The organism is Pseudoalteromonas sp. BZB3 (assembly GCF_040104455.1).
GTDB lineage: Bacteria > Pseudomonadota > Gammaproteobacteria > Enterobacterales > Alteromonadaceae > Pseudoalteromonas.
In genome coordinates this window covers 25,300-37,538 of record NZ_JBECOS010000013.1, presented here as the reverse complement: position 1 = coordinate 37,538, position 12,239 = coordinate 25,300, and the positions used below count along the sequence as shown (strand labels likewise).

Here is a 12,239-nt window from a genome sequence, read left to right as displayed (position 1 = left end):
CTGTGCTTAGAATGAAATTTTAAGCTTTATAGAAATTTAAGCCATAAAACTGATCAAGTGATTATCCCACCGGACCTGATGTTGATTAATCGCATTTAACGCTTTGTCTACACCAACTAAGTTACCTCGCCCTGTTGTTGCGATAAATGTCGTTTTGCTACTCGCAACGCCAGCTGTATCATCGAGCGTTAATAAAGACTTTAATTCTCGTGTGCTTCTATCCCAAATACTAACCACTCCCCCGCGAGGAGAAGTGACAGCCAGCTCATTTTGGTCATTAACCGACAGGCTCGCAATGTACTGTTTAAAACGCATCCATTCATTATTAGTTGCTTGCATCGGCTGGGGCTGCTCACCTATTCTATGACCATAAATAAGCGGATTCACTTGATATACAGCACCTTGGTACTGACAACCAAAGTAAACGGTATCATCATTAGCCACACACAAGTGTCTAATACTTAAATGCTTGTCGCGTAGCTGATGCTTAGCAACAAGTTCACCATTAAGCGTATTAATATAGTTTAAGTTCGGTTCCATGGTGTCTAGGTTTAGCTTTTCTCTCGATTTAGCAGGATGAGTATGAATGCCGCCATTAGCAATCACCAAAGTTTGATTGTCACTTAACAGGGCTAGTTGATGTGGTCCTACGCCATGGCTTGAAAACTGCCCAAGAATAGAAAAGCCTTTGGTATCACGAACGGTGATTAAACCGTCCCGTTCTGTCATATGTTCATCAAAGTAGTTTTCTGTTGTGAACAATAAGCTTTCATCAGCATTTAATACACCATGACCAAAGAAATGATGCTGAGGCTGGGCTTTAATTTCTTGAACAACCAACTTCGATGCGACATCAATAACGTGCAACTTAACGCCGGGCCTTCGAGCAAATGCGATTATTCTATTTTGTGATTTAATATAGACTAAATCGTGGGCGCGCTCAGAGATCTCAACGCGCCCATATAGATGACCTTGCTCGTCAAACCAACCAACAAAATGTCGGTTTGCTTTATCTGTAAATGCACTCGCAAACACGGTTTTCGCCGATACAGTACACGCTGACAACCATGGCATTAGAGTCGAACATGTACTTAATGCGATTGCGCCCTTAATAAAACTTCGTCGATTCATTACTTCACCCTATTAGTCACCATCGTTGGTATTAAAACCAGGTGCTAAGTCGGTTACTTGCACAAAATCAGATGCCATTATTGCTCGAAGTTCAGAAATCGAAGTGCTAACTTCGTTGAGTTTAACTCTACCAGTTTCAGTAGTGATTAAATCAGCCATAGTTTCATTTTCAATAAGACCAAGTGCTGCATGAACGGCTTTAAAGTGCAAAGATATTTCATCTTTAACATCTTCTCTGTCATGTATTTCAACTAATAAATCATCGAAACCGAACTCTGTCGCACCATTAAACTGTTGCTCTAACGCAGTTATATTTGTTTTTATATTTTTAACTGAAACATGTGCAAAAGCGCTTTCTAATCGTTCAGGGTTACCAGGTAAGATTTTACCTAGCGGTGTTTTTACTTTTTCGTCATTTATAAGTTCTAGATATTCAAACCAAAAAGTTAAATACTTTTCGATTGCACCTTTGTGCCCGCTAAAACTCCCCGTTCCAGCCTTGAATTGTTCTCCATACTCACCTTGCCACTGTGTAACCACTTCATCCATCAGTGTGACAGTATTACTTGCGATCACATTTAAATATGCGCAGCGTTGGCCTTGATTTTGAGATGAAAGAAACGCATTGCCTTCATCTTGATTAAAGACCACATATTCAAATGCAGGCAGACCTTGGAGTTGGTGTTTTGAACTTGGAAAGCCATCTGTAAATGTTTCACCCTCTATCAAAATCGACTCAACATCATTGGCTAATTTAGTTGCTTCAATTGGCATATATTGGATTTGCGAGTAAATATAGGTGTCAGATATAGGCCCAAACTTAATGGTACGCGCTACCTGCCAAGCACTATTTGCTTTGCTCCAAGCGTTTTGCAAGCTAGTTAAGTCTGCTTCTGTATATTCTGATTTCTCACACACTTCACTTGTTGTATTTTGCAGAGCTTCGCTTTCGGTCAGCATAAGTTGATAACTCGGTAAGATCACATCATCAACTAATACTAAAGTTATTTTTTCAAGCGCTTGTGCTTCAGTCAAACTATTCGAGTTATCTGTTGACCCACTTCCTTGATCTGTTGTTGGCGACGTCGTAGGTGTTTGCTCGTTAGAGCCGCCACCACCACAACCTGATAATAAAAGGCTTAGCACGACTGCAATTGTTGTTGGCATTAAAGTGTTGATTGTTTTCATTGTTTATCCGAATTAAATTTGTTTTAAGAAGTACAACAGTGCTGTTCGTTGTTGCTTCGTTAATGATTTGAATTTTCGTTGATGCGGTTGAGCTTCACCGCCATGCCAAAGCACCGCTTCTTCAATCGTGCGAGCACGACCATCATGTAAAAATGCAGAAAAGCCCTGAACTCTATGCTGTAAACCTATCCCCCAAAGAGGCGGGGTTCGCCATTCGCTACCTGATGCAAGGTTTTCAACTCCTTTATCTGCTAAACCCTCGCCCATATCGTGTAAGGCTAAATCGGTATATGGCCAAATAGTTTGCCCTGCCAACGCTTTTACCTCGTAAGAGCTATCTGTAGTAAAACTGGGGGTATGACATTGCTGGCACTGCAATTTGTAAAATAGAGTTTGCCCTTGCTTTGACTTACTACTTTGTAAATCTCTTGCAGGTGGGGGAGCAATCAGTTGGCTCATATATACAGTTAAATCATGCAGCTTTTTTGGAATGTCTAGTACATTGTCAGGGTCGACACTCGCAGCTTGTTTACAAGCAACTTGGTGAACTAAACAAGTTTCATCGCTGAAGATAGGGTTAGTAATACCAATATCATTAACAAATGCGCCTGCGACTTGTTGTTCTAGTGTGCTATGTAAGCCCTTAAAGCCAAACCGACCTATGCGCTTTTTACCACTTACCGCATCTATCACCTGATTATATTTACCACTAATACCATCTTTATTAGCGTCGTTAATATCTTCAAGGTTAAGTAAATCTTTCTCCTGAATTGCATCTAATAAGCCCATACCATAAACCGCAGGAGCGTAGCGGGCTGATAGATAAGTGCCTTTATCAAGTGGTCCATAGGCGAGATGTTCAATTTCGTAACGAGGCTTTCTGAGCGTATAAGTTTCACCGTCATCGTAGTGCCCAATTATTTCTTTATAAAATACGCGTACTTGTGCCTCACCTTGAACAGGCTTAGTAAGCTTCTCATGAGACAAACGAATTGCCAGAGGCTGAAGTTGCCTGCCATATCTGCTATCTCCTTTGCTTGCATTTGCCTGTAAAAACCTAAACAGCAATGCAGGCTCTGCTATCTCTCCATGTTTTGACGGCCTGCCTCGTCCACCATCAGCATGGCAGGTTTTGCATGAGCGCGCGTTAAACAGCGGCCCGAGCCCATCTCTGTCTCTGGTAATTGAGGGTGAAGCAACCCAGGGGTCTCGGAAAAATGAAAAGCCATCCCAGAAATCCAACTGCTCCATGCGCGGTATATTTTTAGCGGGTTCAACAAAAGAGCGATAATTCAATCGCCCTGTTGCATCTCCCCCAGGCTTAGCCGCTTGCTCGTTTGATGCTGATGCATTTACAGGCATAAACAAACAAATAAGAGCGGCTGTAAGCAAACTGCTTTTTTGTAGATTTAACATCATAGTGAATTCAAGAAAGCCAATAGCGCATCACGTGCGGGTTTATCCATATTTAAATAAGCTTGCTTTGCTGATTCGGCTTCACCGCCATGCCAAAGGATCGCTTCAGATAAAGTGCGTGCACGACCATCATGCAAAAATGTTGCTTTTGGCGTTACTGTTTGTACCAAACCCAACCCCCATAAAGCTGGCGTTTTCCATTCAGTCCCAGATGCATCACCTTCAGGACGACCATCAGCAAGCCCCTCACAGCGCTGCACGTAATAGCAACTTTCACCACTGTCACACGCTTCACCACTTGCCAACTCACGAGTTACTTTGCAACTGCCGCCCATATCATGGAGAAGTAAATCGGTATATGGATAAATCACTAAATCTTGTAAAGCTGAAATATTGGTCCGTGTGTCTGTAGACACTTGCACTAAATCTACATCACCAAGCAAGCTCCCTTTCGCCTCGCTCGTTTTATGCCTTGGCACATGGCAACTGTGGCAATTAGCAGCAAAAAACTGGCTTCTGCCTTTTAGTACATCATCATTCCAAAGTTTATTCTCAGTATCAAAACCACGACGATTTGGAACTGCTAGTGTACGGTTATAAAACTCGACTTGAGCCAAATCGACGTTATTTAAATCAACGCCATCGTGGTGCTTATTTTGTTCATTTTCAGCTTGAGCAAGGCAAGCAGATTGAGCTTCTGTACAAGGTTCGCCTGTTACAACCGTATTCGTCACCCCCATATCACCTCGGTATGCGCCTGAAATTTGTTGTAAGACAGATGCTGTTACGGCTTTTTGACCGAAACGTGCAAGCATCTTTTCATTATTTACCGGGTGAGTTGTATAGGCTGCTTTACCAGATATGCCATCATTGTTTGCATCATCAGGATCGGCATAAGCTAAAATATTCTGTGCTGGAATGCTCTCTAATAAACCTGAGCCATAAACATGGGGGGATACACGGGCAGAAAACTGCACATCTTTATTAAACTCACCATAAGCAAGGTCTTTGACTTTATAAACGGGTTTTCTTAAGGAGTAATTTTCGCCATCTGCGAATTGTCCGGTCACTGCTTCATATTCGACCCAAGTATATCCCTCGCCATAAGCCAGCCCTTCCTCTATGGCTCCATTGTGTTTTGCCAACACATCCTTTTGACCATCTATGGTGCCAAAAACTTGAATTTGATCCCCATAAACCGGGTCAACATTGCCCTTACTATCGCCTACTCTCAAAAACATGCTGATCATCGGCTCATTGGCAGATTTAGGCACTACACCTCTACCATCTTTGATGTGACACCCTTGGCAAGTGGTGTTATTGAAAATAGGGCCTTGCCCATCATGATTAGAGCGAAAAACATGGTCGCCCGCTTTGAAAACGGCATCAAGACTAGGCGTATCAACGATTGCTGGTAGCGCTTGGCTAAATGCATCTTCATTAAAAGTATTAACCGATGCTTCCCCTGCTGCTAAATGCTCAAACTCGTCAGGTGTATCTTTGAGTAAGTCAGGTAGGCCATCATTTAAGGTGAGATCAGGAAAAGCCAAATTATCTTTACTGCCTTGATTGCCCTCAGAAGTATTGTCGCCGTTATTGTTTGAATTTGTTGGAGAGTTTGTATTTTGTGTGTTACTTCCACCACCACAGCCTTGCAGAGAAATAAGCGCGATGATTAGAGCTAACATTGATTTTTTGTTGTTCATTCAGTGCCCCTGAACTGCTTACTACTGTAACCAGAAACTGAAAAGGCTGACCAAAAGGCCAGCCATATTAAATTAGATATCTTCTTCTGTATCTTGTTTTAAATCTTCAGCTGAAACGCCAAGCTCATCGATGGCTTTTTGGATCAGATCTGTTTGTGTAGCAAGTGCAGAGATAGTCGCATACACTTCTTTCTTGCGATCTTCATTTTGAATTTGAACGTCAAAAGACACACCTAGCTTAGCATTTGTATCAATAACCGAGGCACTTGCCATTGACGCTTCAAAGGCAGCGCGCAGCTCGTTTGCAAGCTCAGGTTTACCCTCTTTTACTAATAGGTCATGGATACTTGCGCCTACTAACTCTTCACCATTAATACGTGTATATTTGCCTAAATAATGGTTTTGAACACCTTTGGCATTGAGGTAGATATCACGGTGTGTGTTATCTGAAAAACACGAGTGTTCGTCTTCTTGACTATCGGTGCGAACAGCAATACTCATACGTTCACCTGCAAGCTCACCGAAACTCAAACGCCCCATACTCTCAAGCATTGCACCTAAGTTTTTCTTTGCATTTTCAGGTTTTACATATTCTAAATAATGGAAGCCTGTGCCAGGAGTCCACGCTTCAGTCACTGCTTGCAGGTCATCAACTAATAACTCAGCGGCTACTTTTAAGTATTGACCACGGCGCGCACAAATTACATCAATTGCACCTTGCTCGCCAGATGTACAAGTTGCACCGTTTGAATCTGCTGGCATATTGTCAACAGTATAAAAATCAGAAGCTTTACGGTGACCTGCAGTATAATCACGCGTTGATGTATAAGTAAGGTCTTGGTTTAAATCTTGACCCCACAATAAGAATTCGATTGCGTGATAACCTGACGTTACATTGGCTTCTTCACCATCTAATTCAAATTTATCTTGTAATAACTGCTTTGTAATTTCTGGGAAGTTTTCTTGATCTGAAATGATGTTACCACCGGCTTGATAAACCGCAGCAGTACCACGCGCCTGATGACCGTCCATATCAATCGTGTAGTCGATCAACGCTTCAGCTAAAGGCCAAGCATTAATTGCGCCTTCTGGGCCTTCGCCATCAACTAATGTTGGTTGACCATCAACTTCTGTAAGTGCGTCGATTGGGCCTTCACGGAAACGGTAAACTTCAGTTTGACCATACGGTTCACGTGCAAAAAGCCAAGCTTGTTTTGCAGCAGTGAAGTTTGCTTCTGTCGGATCAGCAACAAATTCATTAATCGCTTTTTGCATTGTTTTTGCTGCAATCAGAGAGTCTGCGAAAACAGCATAGGCATGCTGTGCGTTAGTTTTAACAACATCTTCCGCTGTTACATAATTTGCAACCCCATTTTGTCCTGCAGCACCTTGCTCCCCTTGAGGACCAACCGCACCTACATCACCGTCTTTACCATCATCACCATTACATGCAGATAATACTGCTGTACAAACTAGCGTAAGCGCAAATTTCTTAAAGTTTTTCACTCTTATCCCTTTAATTATCAGTTAATAGTTTATTATTCAGCAAATATTAACGAACCAAGCAAATGCATTCAAGAATTATTTTCATTTACATTATCTGTAGTGTTTATTTTTGATTTAGATCAAATATGATCAGTTATGTATGAATTTGATTATTTAATGAGAAGTGCAACTGAAGGATATTGGAGAAAATTTAAAAACTTTTTATACCAATCCGCTTAACTAAGTAGTCTATTTTGAGGCAAGAAAGCCTTGTTGGTAGCTAGACAAATATTTCGTTATTTAGTTGTTTTAAATGAGAAATCTTTAACTCAGCTATCAACAGGTTTAATCCCTCAAAATGATTAAGTGTTATTGCGGATTGGTATTATTAGGCTAAAAACAAAAAAGCGCCGATGTCGGCGCTTTTAATGAAATTTTAGTATTTAGAATGTTTGACGATACTGAAGTAATAATTTTCTTGATTGAGTCGGTACAATGCCGTCGGTCATTCTTGGATCAAACACTTTGTATTGCTTATCGAGTAGATTTTGAGCCTTGAGAATTATCGAACTATCACTATCAATATTCCAACTGGCGGTTAGCCCTAGCAAGAAATAATCTGATTGCTTAAAATCTCCTGAAACGTTTTTGTCTTGCGAAGCAACAAATACCTCATCACGCCAAATTGTATTCACACTCAACTGTAACACGTCGAATTGATGAGTAATGGCTGCCGCAGCGAATCGCTTAAAGCTCGGATTAATGGGTTCATCAAACAATTGCGTAAAACCAGCTTCAAACCAAGTATTCTCTGTTAAGTTAAAATTACTATTAACTTCAACCCCTTGCATACTTGCTTCAAACACATTGTCAAAAGTAAAACGTGTTTGAGCTTGATCTGTCGCCACTAAGTTTATGAAATCTTTCAACTCATTATTAAAAAACACCACATCCATCTGCCAATTTTGTTGTTCAGTGTGCCAGACCAATTCCGTCGTTTTAACATACTCTGATTTCAGATCAGGGTTACCGACAGTGACATCGTCATTTGAATAAAGCTCATTGCTTACGGGTGTTCTAAAAGATTCACCATATTGCAGCTTTAAAGTATGTTTTTCATTTAGGTCATAAATGAGAGCAAGCCTGGGTGATAGCTTGCTATCAATACTTTTCACTTCATCAAAACGTGCACCAACAAACATCGTTAATTGTTCTGACGCTACATACTTAGCCTGAGTATACAAAGCATAAGAATCAAATGAGGCCAACAAATTTTTAAACGGAGGATGAGATTCAATCGTCCGCGTCTCGCCTAAGTAATATTGATTTTCAACTAAGGTATTGCCAGACTGATAGTCATAATAGCTACTGATCACGCCAGCTTTAAATTGCTCTTCTTCCGAATATTCTGCACCGAAATTGACTTGTAAGTAGTCACTAAATTGATAACTGCCATCAACTTTCAAAGCCAGATCTTTGGTTGACCATGCTGGACCCACAAAAAAATCACCAGCCAAGTTTGTGTTTTGTGCAGTAACAATCAAGCCCTTGCTCTCAATTTCATGTCGGATAAAATCGAATGAAGTAGATAAATGCCATAAGTCATCGTTTAACCAAGTATAAGTCGCCTGCAAAGCGATGTTTTCACTGTGATGATGGTTGCCTCTTGACGCACCCGCAAGGTTGATGAATTCATCTAATTGTGTCGCGTTTTTCCTTACATTAATGTCTAGATTATGCCATTGAGCACCTAGTTCAAAAAAATAGGATTCTAGGGGGTCTTTCGTGCCAAATGAGTAAGCCTCGCCATCGCGTTTATTAAGCGATAAATTACTGTAAATCTTTAATCCATCGTTCAATTCTTTATTGAATGAAAAACCAGCTTGAAGCTCTCCATGCTCACCGATTGAGGCACTAAACTGAGTACGTTCAGAAGTGGTAACAACATTCATGACGCCCAAAAATGCATTACTACCATAAAGCGCAGAACCTGGGCCTCGAATAAACTCAACACGTTCAATCAGTTCAACAGGAATAAAAGGCATATAAACTGATGCCTTGCCAAAAGAAGGATCATTCAGTCTTTGGCCATTGATCATGACCAGTACATTACCACTGTCTAGATAAATACCTCGAGTATGCTCTTTCGGCACAGCCCCCACCCAATCACCTCGAGTTGACTGAAAACCAGGCACAAAGTTCATTAACTCATAGGCATTCGATACGCCTAAAAGTGCAATATGTTGTTGATTAAATACAGTAATACTCGAAGGAACAGACGAGCGAGTTTCATCTGTTTTAGTGGCAAGAGAAATATTGACGTCTAAAAGTTGCTCAAATGATAAGTCAAATAGATCTTCATCACTTTCAATATTTGATAACGCATGACCTGAATATAAAATTGAAAGTAAAGAAATCGTAGGTATTGTTATTCTCATAGCTTGGCTCATTATTTCAGCGATAGAGCAGCTAAATGCAATTCCATGCACAGCCTATTTACATACTTTTAATAATACTAATGTTAACAGACTGTGCAAGTTTTATATTTCTATTTTGAGAACATTATGCGAGTTGGGTACGTTTTCCTTTGAAATATTTGTATAAACCAATTAAAGACGCGGCTATCCAGAATAACTCAATAACAAAACTAGCAAGGTTAAAGTTGTAGCAAAGACTGATTAGCAAGAGTATTGCGCCACTTAAGTTCATTAAGTTATAAACAATACCGGTAGGTTCAGCTTTGCCTAGTTGAAGCATAAAGAAAGCACCAACTACAAGCGCTGTTCCTGTCATACCAATGACATCAAAAAGAATATCGATCACGTTTTGTATCCACTATCAATTGCTATCTGCCATCATTAGCAGAGTTTGAAGCAATATAAGATTAGTTAACCCGGAAATACTGGCCCATTCCATGGGAAGGGTTACTTTCACTCATTGAAACAGCAAAACGTATTTAAATTAAATGAGAGTGAGACATGAAAACAGGGCAAATGTCCGCCTCGAAGATAAGTATTCCAACAATTCTGAGTTGATATTACTAGCCTGTGACACTCAGTATCACTGCCATAAGAATAAACTGGAAGGTATGGTAACCACCATTGACTAAAAACAAACTAAGCGGTCTTTGTTCAAAAATATAAGAAATCCCCAATGAACTTGATGCTAAACCAATACCTACTGCCGCACCAATGATGATTGATTGTGTGATATTAGGATCAGGCCCTAATATCAACGCCAAAACAAACGCAGCCAACAATGACAAAATAAATGCTAAACCATAAATCAATTTTGGATCGCTGTTTTGTAAGTCAAGTTCAGTTAACCCACACCCCTCTAACCAAGTTTTGCCAAATAAAACCGGGGAGTACCATAAACCACCCAACATAAATGAAGATAACGAGGCAAGTAAAATTGCCCAATAATTAAGTTCTGCCAACTGCATAATAATGAAGCATCAAACCATTCGTAAATTCAAATCTAGTTAATAAACGTCAAACTCGCAATTATTGACTATTTTTGTACAGGTTTTTTCTGCAGTTTACGTTGTAGAGTTCTTCGATGCATGTTTAGCTGTCTTGCCGTTTCAGACACATTGCCATGGTTCGCTTTTAGCACTTGCTGAATATGTTCCCACTCTAAACGCTCTGCTGACATTCTCGTTTCTGATTGCAATTCTGCTTTTTGAACACCCTCTGTCCCTAATAACGTTTGAACTATCAACAAAGTATCAGCTGGCTTAGTTAAATAATCGTCAGCGCCCAGTTTAACCGCTTCAACTGCAGTTGCGATACTTGCAAACCCAGTTAACAACACCAGTTTGATACTAGGTTTGTATGCCTTAATCGGTTCAATGAAATGTAACCCAGATTTAGTCTGCAGTTTCATATCTAGGAGCACAAAATCAGGGGAAATTTTCTCAACCGCAGACATGACATTTACTTCGTTGTTTTCAACATGGCTATCAAATCCATGCTTTAGCAGCCGTCTAGCAAGTGTTCTTGCAAATGCTTCATCGTCTTCAATGATAAGTAACTTCATAACTCATTTTCTTTAATCGGCAAAGTGATTGTTGTTTTAGCGCCATATTTACACTGGTTTTCTAATCGAATAGTCCCTTTTAATCGCTCTATTGATGCATGAGATAAAACCAAGGCCATGCCAAGACCAGACTCACTTTTAACTATTGTATGGCCTAAACGTTCCATCTTTTTAGGGTCGATCCCCGGACCATGATCCGTTATCGATAGCATCCAAGTGTCTTTTTCAATTGAACTTTCTAGGATGATGTCTTTTGCATTAGTTTTAGTATTGGCCTGCGCGGCATTTGCAAGTACATTCAATAAAGCAGGGATCAACATGGGATCATCACTGACGAAAGTATCAACTACCTCGTCCATAATTAAGCGCTGTTCCGGGAATTGTAAAGCCATCAATGTTTCAAGCTCTTGCAAAATAGCAAGTGTGCTTTGTACACCAAAACTATCTGAAGATTTGAATTTTTCGGTTTGTGCTCTAAATAACTCAAGTTGCTCTTTACAAGTAGTGATGGCTTTTCCCATATCTACTAATGCGGGATGCTCTGGATAGTCTTCTTTCAGCTCTTCAAATAATAAATTAATGTTACCAAGTGGCGTTGCCAATTGATGAGTTGCCTGCGCAGCGGCACTCCCTAACGCAATGAGCTGCTCGTTTTTAAGTTGTTTTTCTCTTACCTTAGCTAAAGACTGCTCTTTAACCCTTAATTGCTTCGCCATAGCCATGACAACCATGACAACAATAAATACGCTTAATACAAAATTTGCCCACATGCCTTTAAAATGTAACTCCATGTCCATGTGATGCATATGATGACCACCCATAGTCACAAATAAATAACCATATGCGACTAATGAACACAAAGAGATAATGATCACAAATTGGCTTGGCAAAGTAACAGCAGCAATAACGATTGGGATGATCAGCATTGACACAAACGCATTACTCGCACCACCTGATAAGCTCAGTAAAACTGTCATAAACATAATATCGGCAAGTAACTGCAACATCATACCTGAAGGTGCTGCTTCACTGGTTTTTCTATAAGCGAACACACTGACCAATTGAAAGCAAGATTCAATTGCAATAACAGTCAATACTGGTAATAGTTCAATGGACTTATCAAACCAAAATGCCGAAGCTAATACCAAAAGCAATTGCATCAAAATGGCGATAGTTCTTAGTAATAATAAGCGACCAATGGCTGATTGCGGCGAAAAGCTGATCATGTAACATGCTCATAAAAAATTTGAGCAACACTTTAACTGACTCTGC

Annotated in this window: 10 protein-coding genes; all 10 read right to left on the bottom strand. The window is 40.2% G+C overall.

Annotation, left to right across the window (positions count from 1 at the left end; all coding sequences use genetic code 11):
* Nucleotides 1–36: 36 nt before the first annotated feature.
* The 10 genes from ABMY35_RS14885 to ABMY35_RS14840 all read right to left on the bottom strand — a co-directional run bounded on the left by ABMY35_RS14885 (nucleotide 37) and on the right by ABMY35_RS14840 (nucleotide 12,193).
* Nucleotides 37–1,131 (bottom strand): DUF1513 domain-containing protein, encoded by a 1,095-nt coding sequence (locus tag ABMY35_RS14885; RefSeq protein ID WP_349286934.1) that lies wholly within the window; start codon nucleotides 1,129–1,131, stop codon nucleotides 37–39.
* 12 nt (nucleotides 1,132–1,143) lie between these two features.
* A complete protein-coding gene (locus tag ABMY35_RS14880; RefSeq protein ID WP_349286933.1) occupies nucleotides 1,144–2,319 on the bottom strand; it encodes an imelysin family protein in 1,176 nt (391 codons plus the stop codon).
* Nucleotides 2,320–2,331: 12 nt separating this feature from the next.
* Nucleotides 2,332–3,738 (bottom strand): di-heme oxidoredictase family protein, encoded by a 1,407-nt coding sequence (locus tag ABMY35_RS14875; RefSeq protein ID WP_349286932.1) that lies wholly within the window; start codon nucleotides 3,736–3,738, stop codon nucleotides 2,332–2,334.
* Nucleotides 3,735–5,441 carry a di-heme oxidoredictase family protein gene (locus ABMY35_RS14870; protein WP_349286931.1) on the bottom strand — a complete coding sequence of 569 codons (1,707 nt, stop codon included), beginning with the start codon at nucleotides 5,439–5,441 and terminating at the stop codon, nucleotides 3,735–3,737. The genes ABMY35_RS14875 and ABMY35_RS14870 overlap by 4 nt, the downstream gene beginning before the upstream one ends.
* 72 nt (nucleotides 5,442–5,513) lie before the next feature.
* Nucleotides 5,514–6,947 carry an imelysin family protein gene (locus ABMY35_RS14865; RefSeq protein ID WP_349286930.1) on the bottom strand — a complete coding sequence of 478 codons (1,434 nt, stop codon included), beginning with the start codon at nucleotides 6,945–6,947 and terminating at the stop codon, nucleotides 5,514–5,516.
* Between the two features lie 422 nt (nucleotides 6,948–7,369).
* Entirely contained in the window at nucleotides 7,370–9,364 is a 1,995-nt protein-coding gene (locus ABMY35_RS14860) for a TonB-dependent receptor (protein WP_349286929.1), read from the bottom strand.
* Nucleotides 9,365–9,488: 124 nt separating this feature from the next.
* Nucleotides 9,489–9,749, bottom strand: coding sequence for a hypothetical protein (locus tag ABMY35_RS14855; protein ID WP_138479577.1), 261 nt, complete (start codon nucleotides 9,747–9,749; stop codon nucleotides 9,489–9,491).
* A 217-nt stretch (nucleotides 9,750–9,966) separates the two neighbouring features.
* Nucleotides 9,967–10,371, bottom strand: a complete 405-nt coding sequence (locus ABMY35_RS14850; protein ID WP_349286928.1) for a DUF1761 domain-containing protein — start codon at nucleotides 10,369–10,371, stop codon at nucleotides 9,967–9,969.
* A 68-nt stretch (nucleotides 10,372–10,439) separates the two neighbouring features.
* Entirely contained in the window at nucleotides 10,440–10,967 is a 528-nt protein-coding gene (locus ABMY35_RS14845; RefSeq protein ID WP_349286927.1) for a response regulator, read from the bottom strand.
* Entirely contained in the window at nucleotides 10,964–12,193 is a 1,230-nt protein-coding gene (locus ABMY35_RS14840; RefSeq protein ID WP_349286926.1) for a HAMP domain-containing sensor histidine kinase, read from the bottom strand. Before ABMY35_RS14840 ends, ABMY35_RS14845 begins: the two co-directional genes overlap by 4 nt.
* Nucleotides 12,194–12,239: the final 46 nt, after the last annotated feature.